Annotated in this window: 18 protein-coding genes; 7 read left to right on the top strand and 11 right to left on the bottom strand. The window is 37.1% G+C overall.

Features of this window, described 5'->3' with window-relative positions:
* The first annotated feature begins 67 nt into the window (after positions 1-67).
* Positions 68-397: an Lcl C-terminal domain-containing protein gene (locus tag ES948_RS00565; protein WP_188109406.1), complete on the top strand. Its 330-nt coding sequence runs from the start codon at positions 68-70 to the stop codon at positions 395-397.
* A 2-nt stretch (positions 398-399) separates the two neighbouring features.
* Here ES948_RS00565 and ES948_RS00560 read toward each other — a convergent pair whose 3' ends face one another.
* The 5 genes from ES948_RS00560 to ES948_RS00540 all read right to left on the bottom strand — a co-directional run bounded on the left by ES948_RS00560 (position 400) and on the right by ES948_RS00540 (position 6186).
* Positions 400-1176 carry an exodeoxyribonuclease III gene (locus ES948_RS00560; protein WP_152182974.1) on the bottom strand — a complete coding sequence of 259 codons (777 nt, stop codon included), beginning with the start codon at positions 1174-1176 and terminating at the stop codon, positions 400-402.
* A 71-nt stretch (positions 1177-1247) separates the two neighbouring features.
* Positions 1248-2129 carry a CoB--CoM heterodisulfide reductase iron-sulfur subunit B family protein gene (locus ES948_RS00555; RefSeq protein ID WP_152182973.1) on the bottom strand — a complete coding sequence of 294 codons (882 nt, stop codon included), beginning with the start codon at positions 2127-2129 and terminating at the stop codon, positions 1248-1250.
* Positions 2130-2139: 10 nt separating this feature from the next.
* Positions 2140-3120 carry a succinate dehydrogenase/fumarate reductase iron-sulfur subunit gene (locus ES948_RS00550; protein WP_152182972.1) on the bottom strand — a complete coding sequence of 327 codons (981 nt, stop codon included), beginning with the start codon at positions 3118-3120 and terminating at the stop codon, positions 2140-2142.
* Positions 3121-3129: 9 nt separating this feature from the next.
* Positions 3130-4842: a succinate dehydrogenase flavoprotein subunit gene (sdhA, locus tag ES948_RS00545; RefSeq protein ID WP_152182971.1), complete on the bottom strand. Its 1713-nt coding sequence runs from the start codon at positions 4840-4842 to the stop codon at positions 3130-3132.
* A 132-nt stretch (positions 4843-4974) separates the two neighbouring features.
* Complete coding sequence (locus ES948_RS00540) at positions 4975-6186, bottom strand: GGDEF domain-containing protein (protein ID WP_152182970.1); 1212 nt, start codon at positions 6184-6186, stop codon at positions 4975-4977.
* A gap of 83 nt (positions 6187-6269) precedes the next feature.
* Between ES948_RS00540 and ES948_RS00535 the strand changes: the two genes are divergently transcribed.
* Genes ES948_RS00535 through ES948_RS00525 form a run of 3 tightly spaced genes read left to right on the top strand, consistent with a single transcriptional unit; the run spans position 6270 to position 9025 of the window.
* On the top strand, positions 6270-7088 hold the full coding sequence (locus tag ES948_RS00535) for a thiamine-phosphate kinase (protein ID WP_152182969.1): 819 nt from the start codon (positions 6270-6272) through the stop codon (positions 7086-7088).
* 20 nt (positions 7089-7108) lie between these two features.
* Positions 7109-8182, top strand: a complete 1074-nt coding sequence (gene truD / locus ES948_RS00530; RefSeq protein ID WP_152182968.1) for a tRNA pseudouridine(13) synthase TruD — start codon at positions 7109-7111, stop codon at positions 8180-8182.
* Positions 8183-8197: 15 nt separating this feature from the next.
* On the top strand, positions 8198-9025 hold the full coding sequence (locus ES948_RS00525) for a phosphatidylserine decarboxylase (RefSeq protein ID WP_152182967.1): 828 nt from the start codon (positions 8198-8200) through the stop codon (positions 9023-9025).
* A 9-nt stretch (positions 9026-9034) separates the two neighbouring features.
* Here the strand turns inward: ES948_RS00525 and ychF are convergent, their stop codons facing one another.
* Complete coding sequence (ychF, locus tag ES948_RS00520) at positions 9035-10135, bottom strand: redox-regulated ATPase YchF (protein WP_152182966.1); 1101 nt, start codon at positions 10133-10135, stop codon at positions 9035-9037.
* 91 nt (positions 10136-10226) lie between these two features.
* Here ychF and ES948_RS00515 point away from each other — a divergent pair, with 91 nt between their 5' ends.
* Both ES948_RS00515 and ES948_RS00510 read left to right on the top strand, forming a co-directional pair.
* Positions 10227-10550, top strand: coding sequence for an MTH1187 family thiamine-binding protein (locus ES948_RS00515; protein WP_152182965.1), 324 nt, complete (start codon positions 10227-10229; stop codon positions 10548-10550).
* Positions 10551-10828: 278 nt separating this feature from the next.
* Positions 10829-11242: a c-type cytochrome gene (locus ES948_RS00510; RefSeq protein WP_152182964.1), complete on the top strand. Its 414-nt coding sequence runs from the start codon at positions 10829-10831 to the stop codon at positions 11240-11242.
* A gap of 36 nt (positions 11243-11278) precedes the next feature.
* On the opposite strand, the gene metE is transcribed toward ES948_RS00510, so the two are convergent.
* The 3 genes from metE to ES948_RS00495 form a co-directional block, all read right to left on the bottom strand.
* Complete coding sequence (gene metE, locus ES948_RS00505; protein ID WP_152182963.1) at positions 11279-13558, bottom strand: 5-methyltetrahydropteroyltriglutamate--homocysteine S-methyltransferase; 2280 nt, start codon at positions 13556-13558, stop codon at positions 11279-11281.
* 70 nt (positions 13559-13628) lie between these two features.
* Complete coding sequence (locus ES948_RS00500; RefSeq protein WP_152182962.1) at positions 13629-13829, bottom strand: hypothetical protein; 201 nt, start codon at positions 13827-13829, stop codon at positions 13629-13631.
* Between the two features lie 41 nt (positions 13830-13870).
* Positions 13871-15277, bottom strand: coding sequence for a leucyl aminopeptidase (locus ES948_RS00495; RefSeq protein ID WP_152182961.1), 1407 nt, complete (start codon positions 15275-15277; stop codon positions 13871-13873).
* 104 nt (positions 15278-15381) lie between these two features.
* Here ES948_RS00495 and ES948_RS00490 point away from each other — a divergent pair, with 104 nt between their 5' ends.
* Positions 15382-16284 carry a GGDEF domain-containing response regulator gene (locus ES948_RS00490; protein WP_152182960.1) on the top strand — a complete coding sequence of 301 codons (903 nt, stop codon included), beginning with the start codon at positions 15382-15384 and terminating at the stop codon, positions 16282-16284.
* Here the strand turns inward: ES948_RS00490 and trpB are convergent, their stop codons facing one another.
* Both trpB and ES948_RS00480 read right to left on the bottom strand, forming a co-directional pair.
* Positions 16285-17481 carry a tryptophan synthase subunit beta gene (gene trpB / locus ES948_RS00485; RefSeq protein ID WP_152182959.1) on the bottom strand — a complete coding sequence of 399 codons (1197 nt, stop codon included), beginning with the start codon at positions 17479-17481 and terminating at the stop codon, positions 16285-16287.
* Positions 17481-18032: an adenine phosphoribosyltransferase gene (locus ES948_RS00480; protein ID WP_152182958.1), complete on the bottom strand. Its 552-nt coding sequence runs from the start codon at positions 18030-18032 to the stop codon at positions 17481-17483. Before ES948_RS00480 ends, trpB begins: the two co-directional genes overlap by 1 nt.
* Positions 18033-18034: the final 2 nt, after the last annotated feature.

The following is an 18034-nucleotide window of genomic DNA, read 5'->3' as shown; positions in this document are numbered from 1 at the left end:
GCTAAAGTATTTTTTATCAATCTATTTATTAGTTACTTCTCTTTATGCAGGAGACCAAGGATTTGTGTTGGATAATAAACAGCACTTACAGTGGCAGGACAATGTTGAAGCAGAAGAAAAGATATGGAAATTGGCAGTAGGATACTGTAAACAATTAGACTTAGGTGGGCACAACGATTGGCGTTTAGCTACACAAAAAGAACTTTTTACACTTTCACAATCAGATAAATTAAAAGAGAAGTTTCAATTTTTGGGAGCACATGTGTACTGGAGTAGTGAGAGTGATAAAAATGAAGAGTTAAATGCCATTACTGTTTTTACAGGCAATGGATTTACATCTTCAAGTGATAAATGCGATAAAAACTTTATTATTTGTGTGAGAGAGTATAAGAAATAATCTTATATTGCAATACGAATACCTACAGGGCAGTGGTCTGATCCTTCGATGTAGTCTAAAATGAAAGCATCTTCCAAAGACTCTTCCAAATCTTCAGAGATAAAAAAGTAGTCAATTCTCCAGCCTACATTTTTCACTCTAGCATTTGCACGATAGCTCCACCATGAGTATCTGTCAACTTCATCTCCGTTTACATAACGAAATGTATCTATATAGCCATGATCAAGCAGTTTGTCTATCCATGCTCGCTCTATCGGTAAAAAACCGGATGTTTTGGCGTTTGCTTTAGGGTTTTTTAAGTCAATCTCACGGTGAGCCGTATTAACATCTCCACAGATGATGATACTTTTTCCATCCTCACGCAGCGCTTCACAATGTGCTAAAAAATCATCATAAAACTTCATTTTATGAGCCAGTCTTTCTTCATCTCTTTGTCCATTTGGAAAGTAGACATTAAATAAAACGATATCATCATAATGTGTTTCAATAATACGCCCTTCATGGGTTGTGTCTATCTCTGGACAAGTCGAATGATAATCACTTTGTAGCATACTAAAAGTCGCTGTACCACTGTAACCTTTTCTTTGAGCAGGATTGATAAGAACTTCTGTAAATTCTTTTTCAAAAAGATTATCTGGAATCTGTTCTTTTTGGGCTTTTATCTCTTGAAGGCATAAGATGTCGGTATCACGTTTATCTACCCATTGAAGAGCTTCTTTGTTAGCAACGGCACGAATTCCATTAACATTCCATGAAATTATCTCGATTGTATCTGACATTTGTAAAGTCCTGAAGTTTTTATATAGAAGAGGATTATTCCATCTTTGAAAGATGGAATAAAAAAGAGGTATTAAACGAAATCAACTTTCGCTAAGTGATGGTTAAGTCCAAGCTCAGCCGGAGTACAGCCAAGTGCAAGCCCTACCATTTGCTGCATATGAAGTACAGGAAGCTCAACTTCACGACCGATTGCTTCACTTGCATGTGCAGTTTGCGTATCAAGTTTAAGGTGACAGAGTGGACATGGTGTTACCATCCAGTCTGCGTTTCCATCCATCGCACCCGCAATCGCATTACCAGTAAGAACTGCAGCAGTATGAGGAGCTTGAAGCTCAACATGGAAACCACAACATTTGTTCTTCTCTTCATAGTCAACATTTTGACCACCACACGCAATGATTAGATCATCGAGTGAAGTAGGGCGGTATGCTGACTCTGGAGTTTTGTGTGTCTCATTTTGTAACTCTGAGGGACGAATATTGTGACATCCATAAAAAGGAGCGATATTGAACTGGCTCAGTGGTGTTACAACCATCTCTTTGATTTTATCAAGACCGATATCATCAATGATAGCATATAAGAAGTGAGTGATATCAGAAGTACCTTTGTACTCCAATCCAACTTCTGCAAGTTTTTCATTTACTCTTGCTTTGAGTTCTGGGTTTTCATCCAGACGATGTTTTGTCATTGCAGTGTTAAGTTGACAAGTATTACAGATAGTTACCATTGTAAGCCCGTGTTTCTCAGCATAAGCAATGTTTCTTGCATTTAAAACAAGTGATAAAAAGTCATCATAATCCTGTAAGTGAGAAGCGCCACAACAAGAAGCTTCTGTTAACTCTACAAGTTCGATTCCCAGTTTTTCAGCCACAGCCATTGTTGACATCATCTGCTCTGGAGTACTCTGTTTTGCTGTACATCCTGTAAAAAGTGCGTATCTTAATTTTTCCATTCTTTAACTCCTAGAACTTTGCTGTAGATGAAGATTTGACAAGTTTTTTAATCTCATCCATATTATCTGATGTTGGAATATTCCATGGCATTGCAATTTTGCCTTTTTTAAGCATTTTGAGTGCAACTGGAACATGTTTTACAATAGCTGGACCTTCAGAGTAGAGTACTAAGCCACCTTCATCAAGGACACCACGTTTTTCAATCGATTTTTTGAATCCGACTGCGTGACGTACTGCAACATTATTTTCTGCGATTCCTTTTTGGAATGCCATTTGATGCAGTTTTGTGATCTTAGAAATAGGATTGATCTCTTTAGGACAAACTTCAGCACATTCAAAACATTTTACACAATCCCAAACACCCTGTTTCTCTGCATTTACATCCGCAAGTCTTGAATCAGCATTATCACGGACATCTGATTCAAATCTGTATGCTGCTGCAAAAGCCGCTGGTCCCATGAAATCTTCATTTATCTCAACTACAGGACAAGCATAATGACAAGCACCACACTGGATACATAAGTCTGCTTCATCAAGTGCTTCTGCATCTTCAGGTGAAACAAGATTCTCCATCTCTGGTTCCTCATCAATATCTGCGACAAGATAAGGTGTTACAGCTTCGTGTTTCTCCCAGAAGTCACCTTTGTCAATGATCATATCTTTTACAGCACGTTTGATACTGAGTGGTTCGATGACAAGCTCATTTCCAAAGAGTGCAACCATGTCGTTCATGCTCTCTTTACATGCAAGTGTACTTCTGCCATTTACTTTGATAGCACAAGCACCACAGATACCGTGACGGCAAGATCTTCTGTATGAAAAACTTCCATCATGGTCCCATTTGATTCTGTTTAATATATCAAGTACAACTTCTTCAGAAGTCACTTCCATATCGTAGTTTTCATAATATGGTAAATAATCTTCATCAGCATTAAAACGGAATACTTTGAAGTTTACTTTTTGTGTAGTTATTTTATGTTCTGTACTCATAAGTTATCCTTAGTAATTTCTTGCTTTAAGTTCATGTTTGCCAAGAACAACATCCATGTAGTCAAGTTTGATATTGCCATCTTCATCCATATACGCCATAGTATGTTTTAAGAAGTTTTCATCATCACGCTCTTGAAAATCCTCTCTGTAGTGTGCACCACGGCTCTCTTCTCTCGCAATAGCACTCTCAACAATAAAAAGAGAGTAGTCAAGCATATGCCCAAACTCTATCGCTTCTTGAAGTTCTGTATTGAAGATTTTTGATTTGTCTTTGATGCGGATATTTTTAAAACGCTCACGCAACTCTTTTACTTTGTCTACGGCAATTTGAAGTGTCTCTTTCGTTCTAAATGCACCAGCATTATCACTCATACAGTGTTGCAATTCATCACGAAGTGAAGGAACACTTTCATCACCATTATTGTTCAAAATAAATTCGACCTCTTGAAGTGCTCTGGCTGCATCATCTTGACTTGCCGGACGTAACGTGATATTTTCTATATCGTTAACCATTGTTTTTCCAACAAAACGACCAAATAGAAGTGCTTCAAGTACTGAGTTTGCACCAAGGCGGTTTGCACCATGAACAGAAACACAAGAACATTCACCAGCAGCATAGAAACCTTCAATGAAATCTTCATTATTAAGACGAGCATGACCATCAATATCTACAGGAATACCACCCATTGAATAGTGTGCTGTAGCAGAGATAAGAATTGGCTCTTTTATCATATCTAGTCCAAGGAAAGTCATAGCGAGTTCACGCAACTCTGGTAATCTCTCCATGATTAAATCTTTTCCAAGATGTGTTACATCGAGATATACGGCATCTTTACGAGGTCCTACACCACGACCTTCACGAATCTCATTGAGGATTGCACGTGCAACAACGTCACGACTTGCTAGCTCAAGAGCATTTGGTGCATATTTTTCCATAAAACGCTCACCCTTAGAGTTGAAAAGTCTTCCACCTTCACCACGTGCAGCTTCAGAGATTAATACGCCATTTCCTGATAGTCCTGATGGGTGGAATTGTACAAACTCCATATCTTCTAATGGAAGACCGTGACGCGCTACAATAGAGAGACCGTCTCCTGTATTTGCGTGAGCATTTGAGTTGATTTTATACGCACGAGCATAACCACCTGTTGCAAACATGACAGATTTTGCATTGAAAATCGCCATTTGCATATCACGAATGTTAAATGCTACAACACCAGAAACTTTTCCATCTTTATAGATGATATCTGCAGCATACCACTCATCCCAGAATTTTACACCAACGCGGTCTGCTTGCTCATAAACAGTCTGAAGCAGTGTTAATCCTGTTCTGTCTTTTGCATAACATGCACGAGGAGAAGATTGACCACCGAATGGACGTTGTGCGATTTTTCCATTTTCCTGTCTACTAAAAGCAGCACCCATTTTTTCAGCCCAGCGAATTGTTTCAGGAGCTTTTTGGCACATAAATTCAACAGCATCCTGGTCTGCTAGGTAATCAGAACCTTTTACTGTGTCAAATTCATGAAGCTCAACACTGTCTTCATCACTAAATGCTGCATTGATACCACCTTGTGCTGCACCTGAGTGACTTCTAAGTGGATGTAACTTTGTAATAACAGCGACTTTTTTTCCTGCGTTTTGCAACTCTCTAGCTGCTGCACATCCTGCAAGACCTGCACCAACAATAATTGCGTCGTAAGTATAAATAGGAATACTCATTAACTTTCCTTCAATAAAGAACTAAAATAATGCTGATTATATCGCAGTCAGCCTTAGTGCAGGTTAAATATTGACTTTGTATCGAGGAAGTTTCAGTTTGTTACTATTTGAGACATATAATACAAAATGATATTATATCTCTCGTTGTGCAAGGTCTCTTGCTTGAAGAATTCTGTTGGTACCTGTTGATTGTGCGTAGTGTAAAATCTCTTTTGCCTGTTTCATTGCTTCTTCCAAAGAGGTGTTGTTTGGTTTGATGACAAAACCACCACTGACAGTTATCTGTGTAGAACCTTGATGTGGAATATTGAACTTTAGTTCTGCGATACTTTCACGAATGAGCTCCACATCTTTGTAGGACTGCTCTTTTGAAGAGCGGGAAAAAATAATTGTAAATTGATTAAAATCTGTTCTTGCAATGACATCAATGGCCTGTTCATGTAGAGAGATAGTATAGGCAATTTTTTTGAGTATTGCCTGTGTTACATCTTGAGGAAAGGCTCTGTTTGATTTTGAAAAATTATCTATCTCTAAAACTGTAACAGAGGTAAAGTTACTCTCTTTAGCACCTTTTTTCATTGAGTATGAGTTAATTAATCCTTTATGATTATTGATACCGGTTACCGGATCAAGAAAATCAGGATTGTCACTTGATGTGTTTTTTCTGTTCATGCGCAGTGCAATTGCATCGGCCTCTTGAGAAAAGATAGTATAGGTTTTTCTGTGTTTCTCCACTTGATATAAAAACTCTATATCTTTGTAGATAGCGTTAAGTGTACGACGATAGTAAAATGTTGCTAAAAGAATAAGAATAAAAATAACAACAATAGCATTTTTAACAAAGTAAAATTTCTCTTCATTATATGTTATGGTTTTTAGGAGCATAGAGTCTATATGTTTGTTAATAGTGTAGAGCGCTACGTCTAAACGTCTTTTTGCTGTTTTTTCTCGTTCTATGTCTCTTGTGTCAACATAGTACTCTTTTGCAGCTTTGTTGAAAGTGTCGGTCAGTTCTGAGAGTTTTTGTAAATCTGCAAAGTACTCTTGTTCATTTTTAAGAACATACTTGTCAATATAAGCATACTTATAAAGTGTACGTAGTTTGTTTATCTCTTGATGCAGGCGAGTGCTTTTACCATTAAACTGTATAAGTGCTAGTTCAAGATCACTTTTATCTAGCTTTGTAAGTGTAGAGATAATCTTTTTTTGATTACGTAAATTATCTACTTTGTCAAATGATAAACTATGCTCTAGAACAAGTAACATACCAAGTATCGCAACAAATAAAACAAAAAGTAAATATGTATTTAAGTTCTGAAATATCTTTTTTATGGATTGCTTCATAAATATTTTTCCTAAAAATGTTATAATAACTTACCATTCTATATCGGTTGCAATTAATAATAGCTTAAGAAAAAGAAGAGTTTTTGAATTTAGAAAATTATTTTATATCACTTTTTAACAATAAACATATTGGTGATGATGCTGCTTGCATTGGTGAGTTTATCTATTCAAAAGATGCTTTTTTTGAAAATGTCCACTTTAAAAAAGAGTGGATGAGTTATGAACAGATAGCTAAAAAAGCGATGCTGGTCAATATTTCAGATGCCATTGCCATGAATGCAAAGCCTCTGTATGCACTTTTGAGTGTTGCAATGCCAAAAAGTATGTCAAAACATGATATGCAAGCGCTCGCAAAGGGCTTTAAAGATGTTGCAAAATGTTATAATATGGAAATTATTGGTGGCGATACGATAAGTAACACGAAGTTAGACATAACCGTGACGATTATTTCAAAGAGTAAAAAACCATTACTTCGAAAAGGTGTGAGAGATAACTACCTTTTTGCGTATACAGGGAAGCTTGGAGAGAGTGCAAAGGAGCTTAAAAAACTTTTCAATCTTGGAAAGATTCATAAAAAGTCGAAGTTTGTAGATATACAACTCAGAGATACTTTTATTAGAAGATCAGAACGGTTTTTAAAAGCCGGCATGGATATTTCTGATGGGCTCCTGAGTGATTTACAAAAGATTACAACACGCAATAGTATCGGCGTGCGATTTCATACAAAACTTCCTAAGTCATTGGGGTGTAGCGGTGAAGAGTATGAGATGCTTATAGCCTTTGATAAGCGCGATAGAAAAGCAGTAGTTCGGCGGGCTGTACAAAGTCGAACACCTTTAAATATTTTTGCAAGAGCCTCACGCAACAGATATAAAAACAGATGTAGGGCACACCATTTTTAAATAGTAGGAAAAAGAATTATATGGATAGATTTTATTCGCTTGCACATGCAAGTATAGATTTTCATTTTAAACAGTCTCCACGGGATTTTGTAGTAGAAGAGATACCTCTTTATGAATTTAGTGGAGAGGGAGAACACCTTGTCCTGTTTGTGAGGAAAAAAGGACTCTCTACAACAGAGATGATAGGACAGATTGCCCGTTATCTTGGCATCAAAAACAAAGAGATAGGCTATGCGGGGCTCAAAGACAAACATGCCATGACAAAACAGTATATCTCACTGCATAGAAAATATGAAGAGGCGATGGATAGTTTTAATTTTGACGGCATCAAAATTCTCTCAAAAACCTATCACAACAATAAAATCCGTATCGGGCACTTAAAAGCTAATCGTTTCTATATTAAACTCAAAAAGGTCAATCCTACAAGTGCGGCTAAAATTGATGAAGCCTTGAAAAACATTGACAAGCAGGGAATGCCAAACTTTTTTGGATACCAGCGTTTTGGGAATGACGGCAATAACCATATTCTTGGAGAAAAATTGGCAAAAGGTGAAGCACGTGAGAGAAACCCTCGTGTAAAAAAGCTTCTTATCAATGCTTACCAGTCACATCTCTTTAATCTCTGGCTCTCACGCAGACTTGAGATTAACTCGCTTGTGAATAGTTTTGAAGCTAGCGAATTAGAATCATTGCTTAATATGCCAAATGATGAAGTAAAAAAGATGAAAGCGCAATCTCATCCTTTTAAACTTATCAGTGGAGATGTTATGGAACATTACCCTTACGGTCGACTTTTTGATTATGAGGGTGCAGAGGATGACTTAAAACGTTTTAATGAACGTGATGTAAGTGTTACAGGCCTGCTTCCTGGGAAAAAAGCTCGGCTTGCTACTATGGAAGCCAGAGTCATAGAGAAAGATTATGATGATGATATCAACGCAGATGGAGCACGTCGTTATGCATGGGTTTATCCGACAGATATAGAGGGACGTTTCAATCAAGTTGAAGCACAATATGAACTTAACTTTACACTTCCAAAAGGTTCATATGCAACAGTACTTATAGAAGAAATAGCAAAAAGAAAAATTAATTAAGGATTTATAGTAACAATGGAAAAGAGACATATTACATCAGCAATATCACAAATATTTGGAAAATTCGCATCTAAAGAGTTTCCAGCGTGGTTTCAAAATATAGTCAATCAAAGCTATGTGAGTCTAATGGGTCTGGATATGAGTGAGTTTCATGCACCAAGCACATATAAAAGTCTCAATGCACTCTTTACAAGGCATCTGCGTGAGATGAGAAACTTCTCTCTTGGGGCAGAGGATTTTATATCTCCATGTGACTCACTAATCTCGGAGTGTGGAAAACTTGTAGATGATTATGCACTGCAAATCAAAGGAATGCGCTATAAGACGGATGAGCTTTTAGGAGAGAACTTCACGCAGGAAGAAAAAGCAGAAGTTCATGATGGAGATTTTATAAACTTCTATCTCTCTCCAAAAGATTATCATCGTTATCATATCCCGACAAATCTCAAAGTTTTAAAAGCTGTACATATTCCAGGGAAATTTTATCCTGTAAATCTTCCTTCACTTAAAAAACGTTTGAATCTTTTTATAGAAAATGAGAGGGTTGTACTGCAGTGTGAGACTATGAACGGTAAAAAATTCTATATGGTTTTAGTTTCAGCACTTAATGTTGGTGTGATGAAAGTAAGTTTTGAGCTTCGCATCCAGACCAATGCAGATGTAGTAGGTGAGCAGGTTTATGAGTTTGATAATCTCTACCTTGATAAAGGTGATGATTTTGGATGTTTTGAGATGGGTTCAACGATTGTCATACTCTCTGAAAAAGGGATGTTTGAAGAGGTTCTGGTAAAAACAGGCGATCAAGTGAAATTTGGTCAGACTATCGCAAAACTAAATGTTTAGGAGGGATTCCTAAACATTAAAACGGAAATGCATTACATCACCATCTTGAACGATGTACTCTTTTCCTTCTAGACGCATTTTACCAGCCTCTTTGGCTCCGGCTTCTCCGCCATATTCAATAAAGTCCTCATAGCTGATAACTTCAGCGCGGATAAAGCCTTTTTCAAAGTCATTGTGAATGGCAGCTGCTGCACGCGGGGCAGTGGAGTTTTTACGAATAGTCCAGCTTCTTACCTCTTTGACACCGGCTGTAAAGTAGCTCATCAGTCCGAGTTTGTCAAAACCTTTGTGAATGATTTGTTCCAAACCTGACTCTTCAACACCAAGCTCATCCAAAAACTCTTTTGCTTCATCCTCTTCAAGACCAATAAGCTCCTCTTCAACTTTTGCACAGAGCTTGATAAGCTCGCAGTTGTTTTTCTCTGCGTGCTCACGCAGTGCTTTTACATACTCATTATCTTCTAAAAGACCATCTTCATCAGTATTTGCACCGTACATAATCTCTTTGTCTGTCAAAAAGCGTACTTCACGGTTAAGTTGTTTATACTCATCAGAGTCTGCTTTTTCAAAGTTACGTGCCAAGTTGCCTTCGCCTAAGAACTCTAAAAGTTCTTCTGCAACTTCAAGTGAAGCTTTTGCACTCTTGTCTGCTTTTGCCTGCTTTTTAAGTCTCTCTATACGATTTGAAAGTACTTCGATATCTGCAAGGATTAACTCACCTTCAATGATCTCAACATCACGCAGCGGGTCAATGCTGCCTTCATTGTGAACAATGTTTTCATCTTCAAAACAGCGTACAATCTGCAAAATAACTTCAGTCTCACGGATATTTGAGAGAAACTTATTTCCTAGTCCTTCACCTTTGCTCGCACCTTTTACAAGACCTGCAATATCGACAAAATCGAGTGTAGAGTACTGAATACGCTCAGGGTTAACAATCTTTGCAAGCTCGTGGAGTCTTTTGTCCGGTACGGGAACAACTGCCTTGTTTGGCTCAATAGTACAAAACGGATAGTTCGCCGCCTCTGCGTTTTGTGCCTTTGTGAGTGCATTGAAAGTTGTTGATTTACCTACATTTGGAAGTCCGACCAAGCCGATTGCTAATCCCATAATTACCCTTTAAAAAAGTTTTTTGCAATTATAGCTAAGTAAAATTAAAATTGGGCGTGATACAATAGCGCAAAAAACAAAAGGAATTTTTATGAGTGTACTTTTAGAGTTTGCAATGTTTCCGACATCTGATAATTGTAGAGAGGGTAGTTCTGTTTCCAAACAGGTGGCAAAAATCATCGATGCTATAGATAAGAGTGGAGTGACATATAAACTGACACCAATGGGGACAATAGTGGAGACAGATACAATGCGTGAGGCTTTAGATGTAATTGAACTTGCATATGAACAGGTGAAAGAGTGTGAGCGAGTCTACTCCTCTTTAAAATTTGATATTCGTCATAACTCTGAAGAGAGATTAAAAAACAAGATAAAATCTGTGGAGAAAAACATAGGAAGAGAAGTAAGAAAATAGCCAAATATACTCTTAGTATGTTTTAGAATGATAGAAGAGGGGATGGATCCGAAAAATATCTCTGCTACTGGTTTAGGGAAGAAAGTTGAATCGTCGTATAGAGATCATTATGCTTCCAAACTTAGAGATTCTCTTAAATGAACTACCAAAAGTTGTAGAGTAGTTTTTTGTATATCTTCTAAAGTTTTGTATTGATTTATCTCCATATTGTTAAGAACAGTAACGTTCACTTAACGTTACTATGCAACAATACAAAATATAAAAATTAGGAGTTGAAAATGAAAAATATGATGATTACATTGATTGGAGTTATGGGAATAACCACATCACTATCGGCATCGAGTGGAGCTGAAAAGATATTTGACAATAAATGTGCAATGTGTCACATAAAAACTATGCCAAAAGATAAATCTAGTTTAGTAGCACCACCACTGATGGGAGTTATGCGACATATTAAAATGGTATATCCAAATAAAAAAGATGCTGTGAATTTTATAGTCGCTTATGTTCAAAATCCAACAAAAGAAAAGGCAGTCTGTATGCCACAGAAGATCAAACGTTTTGGTTTAATGCCTTCTCAAAAAGAGAATATAACTGAAGAAGAGTTACGTCAAGTGAGTTCTTGGATGTTCGATAACTATCCACCGAAAAATTTTAAAGGTGGTCAGATGAAGAGAATGAATATGCAGTAGAGTGAGAAGTCCATAAAAAGGACTTCTTCTATTCTTTTATTGTAACTCTTCTCTTACGATTTTAACCGCTTCAACCATATTTTTAAGACTTGGTTTTACTTCGTCCCACTTACGTGTTTTTAATCCACAGTCAGGGTTTATCCAGAGTTGTTCTTTTGGTAGAACTTCTAGAAGTGAGTGGATCTGTGCCACTATCTCTTCAATTGATGGAATACGTGGAGAGTGAATGTCATAGACACCCGGACCGACCTCTTGTTTATAGCCGACTTTTGCAAAGATTTTGAGTAGTTCATTGCCACTTCTTGCCGTCTCGATTGAGATAACATCAGCATCCATCGCTTCAATGGTTGCAATGATGTCATTAAACTCACTGTAACACATATGTGTATGGATCTGTGTCTCTTTTCTTGCAGAGCTCACAGAGAGTTTAAAATCTCTCACCGCCCAATCTTCGTACGCTTGGACCTTTGAGTCTCTCAGCGGATACCCCTCTTTAAAGGCAGCTTCATCGACTTGAATGATTTTAATGCCTGCATTTTGCAGATCATCAACTTCATCACAGATTCCAAGTGCGATTTGTTTGCTTACTTCACTTCTTGGCATATCATCACGCACAAAAGACCAGTTTAGGATTGTGACAGGCCCTGTCAGCATTCCTTTCATGATTTTGTCCGTTTTGCTTTGCGCATACGTGATCCAGTCAACGGTCATTGCCTTTGGACGGCTGATATCACCATAGATAAACGGAGGTTTTACACAGCGACTTCCATAACTCTGTACCCAACCGTTTTGGCTAAATCCATAGCCTTGAAGCTGCTCTCCAAAGTACTCTACCATATCATTTCTCTCAGGCTCACCGTGAACTAAAATCTCCAGTCCACACTCTTCTTGAAATGCTATACATTCATCAATGTAGTTTTTCATCTCTTGCGTGTAAACATCTTGCGTGAGATTACCGTTTTTAAATTCACGTCTTGCATGTCTTACTTCTGGAGTTTGCGGAAATGAGCCGATAGTTGTTGTTGCAAGCTCTTTATACCCTAAAAGCTCTTTTTGAATTTTGATACGCTCCTCATATGCACCGTCTCTCTCTAATTTTGTAACTGTTGCTACTCTTTGTTGTACTTTTTCATCATGGATGCGTTTTGAAGTTCTGCGTGAGATATTTGCCTCTTTGTTTAAGATAAGTGCTTTTTTCTCATCCTCACAGAGAGAAGCTTCTCCGTCAAAAAATATTTTACAGAGCAGAGAAATCTCATCAAGTTTCTCAATGGCATAGCTTAACCAGTTTTTTACTTCACTGTCCATTTTCTCTTCATATTTAAGGGTGAAAGGAACATGTAAAAGTGAAGAAGATGAACCTACAAGAATATTTTCTTTATTAACAACATTTGCGATTTTTTCAAGCTTGGCAAGCGTTGCTTCTATATCTGTTTTCCAGATGTTTCTTCCATCTACAACACCTGCGATGAGTGTTTTTCCAGAGTCTGCAATAATACCCAGTGAATCATAATTCTCTTCGCCATATAAAAAGTCAAGTCCAAGAGCCCAAACAGGCGTGTTTACAAGGATTTTTGTAGCTTCGCTTGAGTGTTCAAAATAGCTCACAACTGAGAGTTTAATATTATTTGATATGAGTGCAAGTTTATCATATGTTGGCTTGATTAAAGAGAGTACTTTTGTATCTAAATCTTTTACAAAGATCGGCTCATCTATCTGCACAACTACTTCATCATCAAGCTTTGCTATCTTGGCTAAAAGTTCCTCATAAAGTGGCAGAAGTTTTGCAAAAAATTCATAAACATCACCACCGTCAGCTCTTTTTGAAAGTCCTAGATAAGTAAGTGGACCTATGATATTAATCTTTGTCTTAAATCCTGCTGCTTTTGCTTCTTTGTATTCGTTGATGATTTTATCTGCATTGAGTTTGAACTGCATCTCTTTTGAGAGTTCCGGTACGATGTAGTGGTAGTTTGTGTTAAACCATTTTGTCATTTCACAGGCAGTTGCTTCTTTGTTCCCACGAGCCATTGTAAAGTAAAGCTCTTCGTCTTTTAGACCTTTAAAACGCTCCGGAATTACACCAAAAAGTACAGAAGTATCAAGCATATTATCATAAAGCGAGAAATCATTTGAGCTGATATATTCAATACCTGCTTCTCTCTGGTATGTCCAGTGTCTCTTTTTTAGCTCACTTGCAACTTTTGTAACTTCACTAAAGTCACTTTTACCACTCCAGTAGCTCTCAAGTGCAAACTTGAGTTCTCTTTGTTCTCCAATTCTTGGAAATCCTACTACATAACTATTTTTTGACATCACAATATCCTTTGTTTTGTGTCATTTCTGACAATATTTTTTTGTTTGTTTTTCTAAGATTGTTTGATTATTAAAGGGATATTGCTAGAGGAGGGTGAACACCACTGCGACGAAATGCAAAACATACTGTATAGTATGGGCATCTTGGAATGTAGTGGTTGAGTAAAATCATAAGTTTTGATTTTATCGTAAAGAAGAGATGACAATGGCATGGTTTTGTATTGTTGAGCAGTGCTTGTTTTGTAGCTGCAAACAGTTCATTGAGTGCCATTACTCTCTCCTTTTTAACAAATTTTTGAAATTATATCACAACTATTTTATACTTTTCAAAAATTGTGTCATAAATCGTACACCTGCACCTGTTGCACCGTGAACATTGACATCCCAAGGACTTTCAGTATATGCGCTTCCTGCGATATCAAAGTGAAGCCATTTGTTTTTGTTCTCTTCTTTGATGAAGTTATCTAAAAACAGACCTGCTGTAATAGCACCACCATAAGGCTTGTTAGAGATATTACAGATATCTGCTATTTCACTTTTGAGCTGTTTTTTGAGATGTTTGTTAAATGGCAGACTCGCTGTAAGCTCACCTGCTTTACCCGCTGCTTTACTAAGGTCATGTTTGAGTCTGTTAGAGTGTCCCATTACACCTGTAGTGTATTGGCCGAGTGCTACCATGCAGGCACCCGTAAGTGTTGCAAAGTCAAAGAGATAGTCTGGTTTTGTTCTGTCTTGTGCATAGTCAAGTACATCTGCTAAAACAAGGCGACCCTCTGCATCAGTATTACGTACTTCAATCGTATCACCTTTACGTGAGACTAAAACATCATCAGGCTTATAAGCATCACCACCTATCATATTTTCAACTGCACCGACAAATGCATGGACTTCGATGTCGAGTTTTAATTCACTTACGGCTTTAATGATACCTAGAACTGCGCATGCGCCCGCTTTATCCATCTTCATTGTAACCATGCTTGTTGCCGGTTTTAAACTAAGACCACCACTGTCATAAGTCAATCCTTTACCAACAAGTGAAATGATTTTTTTTGCATTTTTTGGTTTGTATGCCAGGTGAATGAGTTTTGAGTCATGACGAGAAGCACGACCAACTGCAAGCATTGCATTACATTTCTCTTTTTTGAGCTCACGTTTGCCTAAAACATCACATGAAAGACCATTCTCACGTGCAAGTTTTTTAGCAACTTTCGCCATTACTTCTGGGTACATATCATCTGGTGCAGTATTTACTAAATCACGTGTGAAACATGTAGCTTCTGCAACAATGAGTGCTTCTTCAAAAAGTGCTGAAAGTTCTTCAACATTCTCACATGTAAGATAGAGATTTTTAATCTTTATCTTTTTTGCCTTTGATTTGTAGTTGTTAAACTCATATCCACCTAGAACAAATCCTTCAATGATCGCTTGAATACTGTTTTTATCTACATTAACTGAAATTGATTTGTAGTCATAACTTTTTATTGCTTTTACAGTTGTAGCTGCTGCAGTACGTAGGTTTTCAGCATCATAGTTCTCTAAACCACAAAAAAGAAGTGATTTACCATGCATTGCACAAAGAGAATCCTGTTCTGCTTGAAACCCTGCTTTTTTCAGTGTTTTTTTGAATTTTGCCTTCTCAAGTCTCTCTGCTGTAATCAGTTTCAGAGTAAGATTGTTTTTTGTATCAAATACTTTTTTATTGATAAGTTGTATATTCATCTTTTTTGTTCCATTTAGTAATTTATTTTTTATATAGTAGCAAAATAATAGAAACGAAAGTGATTTAACTTCATAAAAAAATTATTTATGATAAAATCTTTTTTATGATAAATAAACAAATTTTAATAATAGAATTAAATGAGCAAAATTTTGAGGTATTAGACACGATTCTTTCCAAAGTAGGATATGCTTGCAAAGCTATTTTAGATACAGAGAGCTTTAAAAGTCTAGAGCTTCAAGTAGATGAATTTGATTTGATTTTGGTTAACTCTTATATCAACTATGTCGCAGTAGAAGATGTGCTACAGCTTTCTGAGGTGGATATGGTTCTTAAAATACCTGTTGTCTATATGGACAGTTCTAAAGAGCATAGTCGAAAAATGTTAGAAGAGTGCTTTAGTGCGGGTGTTTCTGATTATATTAAAAAACCTTTTGACTCAAAAGAGATTATTGCTCGGGTTGATTATCATTGTGAACAGCTTTCTAAGCTGCGTGAGTATAAACTGCGTGTTGATAAACTTGCAAATTTGGCAACAGTTGACCAACTCTCAAAATTAACATCAAAAATGCATATGCAGGCTATTTTACGCCATCAAATAAATTATTTTAATAGATATAAAACAGATACGACACTTATTTATCTCAGTCTTTTAAATATCGACAAACTCATAGGTACCTTTGGACTTGAAAAGGGTGAGAAGGTTATCTCACAGTTTGCAAAGGCTCTTAAGTCATCTATTCGTGAGTCGGATGTACTTGCACGATGGGCAGGGTCTGATTTTATCATTTTACTGACAAATACAAGTGTCTCTGCCTCTGAATTTATTACGAAAAAACTCAAAGCCAAACTTGCAAATGTGGAAGTAATGAAGGGAATTAAACCTGAGTTGGCATTTGGTATAACCTCTTTTACTGAAGATGATGATGTAAAAGAGGTTATAGAGAGAGCAAAATATGCTCTTGGCGAAGCGAAAAAACAGACCTATGGAAAAATCCATATAGTCTAGTTAGTCAAAGTGTAGTAGATCTTTGGCTTGAATCATATCTTTATCTCCACGACCTGAGAGGTTTACGATGATAAGTTTATCTTTGATATTTGGCAGTTTTTTAAGATATGCTACTGCGTGAGATGATTCAAATGCAGGAATGATTCCCTCTTTTTGACTCAGCCATACAAAAGCATCAAGGGCTTCTTGATCTGTGATATAGTCATATGTAACAGATTTATTGTCATGATGAAAAGCATGTTCAGGGCCGATTCCTGGATAATCAAGACCTGCTGATATAGAGTGAGCCTCTAAAATCTGTCCATCTTCATCTTGAAGTAGGTAGCTCATCTGTCCATGCAGTACTCCTGGACGTCCTTTTTGAAGACTACATCCATTTTTATCATCAATCCCAAGTCCACCGGCTTCAATTCCGATACACTCAACACCTTCATCTTCTAAAAAGTGCTGAAACATTCCAATAGCATTAGATCCACCGCCAATACACGCTATTATATGATCAGGCAGACGATTCTCTTTTTCAAGTATTTGAGCACGTGCTTCCCAACCGATGATAGCTTGAAAATCTCTTACCATCATAGGGTAGGGATGTGGTCCTGCAACAGTACCGATAATATAAAAGGTATCTCGTGCATTTGTTACCCAGTGTCTTATTGCATCATTCATTGCATCTTTTAAAGTACGGCTTCCACTCTCTACAGAATTTACCTTTGCACCAAGAAGTTTCATTCTAAAAACATTTAACTCTTGACGCTCAACATCTTTTGCACCCATAAAGATTTCACACTCTAAGTCTAAAAGAGCTGCAATTGTAGCAGTTGCCACACCATGCTGACCGGCACCGGTTTCTGCAATAACTTTTTTATAGCCTAATCTTTTCGCCATAAGTCCTTGGGCGATCACATTATTTACTTTATGAGCACCCGTATGATTCAAATCTTCTCTTTTTAGGTAAACTTTTGCACCAAGCTCTTTAGAGATATTTGCTGCATAGTAAAGTGGAGAAGGACGACCGACATAATCTTTTAGATAATAGTCAACTTCAGCCCAAAAATCTTTATTAAAACGTATTGCATCATACTCCTCACGCAACTTTAAAAGTGCAGGCATAAGAGTTTCTGGGACATAGCGTCCACCGAAAATTCCAAAGTGTCCGCGCTCATCCGGATCAAATTTTGAAGCAGTTGGTATATACATTAATTAACCTCTATAAGTGAATAAACTTGCGTTTTTTCTTTTAATTTTTCGATGCCATCAAGAAATGTCAGCCCTATGACAAAACAGCACTCAACACATGTCGCACCTGTTTGATTGATAAGTGTAGCAGCTGCATTGGCAGTACCACCGGTTGCAATCAAATCATCCATAATAAGCACACGGGCATCTTTTTTCTCACCAAAAGCATCGATATGTACCTCTATCTCATCAAACCCATACTCCAAAGAGTACTTTTCACTAATAGTCGTGTATGGGAGTTTTCCTTTTTTTCGAATAGGAACAAAACCAAGACCAAGCATCTGTGCAAGTGCGGCACCAAAGATAAAACCACGTGCATCAATACCTGCAATGTAGTCTAGATCATACTCTTTGTAACGTTCATACAGGTGCTTCATTAAAGCACCATAAGCCTCTTTATTATTGAGTAGGGTAGTTATATCTTTAAAGATAATTCCAGGTTTTGGAAAATCTTTAATATCACGGATGGAATTTTCTATTATTTGTCTCTCTTTTTGCGTGAGTGTCTTCATCT

This window comes from Sulfurimonas indica (assembly GCF_009192995.1).
In the GTDB taxonomy this organism is placed as follows: domain Bacteria; phylum Campylobacterota; class Campylobacteria; order Campylobacterales; family Sulfurimonadaceae; genus Sulfurimonas; species Sulfurimonas indica.
The sequence above is the reverse complement of the archived record's forward strand: the minus strand, read 5'-3'. Positions and strand labels throughout refer to the sequence as shown.

Excerpts from the sequence above, each read along its gene's own strand:
- ES948_RS00560 (WP_152182974.1), bottom strand. The coding sequence starts at position 1,176 with ATGTCAGATACAATCGAGATAATTTCATGGAATGTTAATGGAATTCGT.
- ES948_RS00555 (WP_152182973.1), bottom strand. The coding sequence starts at position 2,129 with ATGGAAAAATTAAGATACGCACTTTTTACAGGATGTACAGCAAAACAG.
- ES948_RS00550 (WP_152182972.1), bottom strand. The coding sequence starts at position 3,120 with ATGAGTACAGAACATAAAATAACTACACAAAAAGTAAACTTCAAAGTA.
- sdhA (WP_152182971.1), bottom strand. The coding sequence starts at position 4,842 with ATGAGTATTCCTATTTATACTTACGACGCAATTATTGTTGGTGCAGGT.
- ES948_RS00540 (WP_152182970.1), bottom strand. The coding sequence starts at position 6,186 with ATGAAGCAATCCATAAAAAAGATATTTCAGAACTTAAATACATATTTA.
- truD (WP_152182968.1), top strand. The coding sequence starts at position 7,109 with ATGGATAGATTTTATTCGCTTGCACATGCAAGTATAGATTTTCATTTT.
- ES948_RS00525 (WP_152182967.1), top strand. The coding sequence starts at position 8,198 with ATGGAAAAGAGACATATTACATCAGCAATATCACAAATATTTGGAAAA.
- ychF (WP_152182966.1), bottom strand. The coding sequence starts at position 10,135 with ATGGGATTAGCAATCGGCTTGGTCGGACTTCCAAATGTAGGTAAATCA.
- ES948_RS00515 (WP_152182965.1), top strand. The coding sequence starts at position 10,227 with ATGAGTGTACTTTTAGAGTTTGCAATGTTTCCGACATCTGATAATTGT.
- ES948_RS00510 (WP_152182964.1), top strand. The coding sequence starts at position 10,829 with ATGAAAAATATGATGATTACATTGATTGGAGTTATGGGAATAACCACA.
- metE (WP_152182963.1), bottom strand. The coding sequence starts at position 13,558 with ATGTCAAAAAATAGTTATGTAGTAGGATTTCCAAGAATTGGAGAACAA.
- ES948_RS00500 (WP_152182962.1), bottom strand. The coding sequence starts at position 13,829 with ATGGCACTCAATGAACTGTTTGCAGCTACAAAACAAGCACTGCTCAAC.
- ES948_RS00495 (WP_152182961.1), bottom strand. The coding sequence starts at position 15,277 with ATGAATATACAACTTATCAATAAAAAAGTATTTGATACAAAAAACAAT.
- ES948_RS00490 (WP_152182960.1), top strand. The coding sequence starts at position 15,382 with ATGATAAATAAACAAATTTTAATAATAGAATTAAATGAGCAAAATTTT.
- trpB (WP_152182959.1), bottom strand. The coding sequence starts at position 17,481 with ATGTATATACCAACTGCTTCAAAATTTGATCCGGATGAGCGCGGACAC.
- ES948_RS00480 (WP_152182958.1), bottom strand. The coding sequence starts at position 18,032 with ATGAAGACACTCACGCAAAAAGAGAGACAAATAATAGAAAATTCCATC.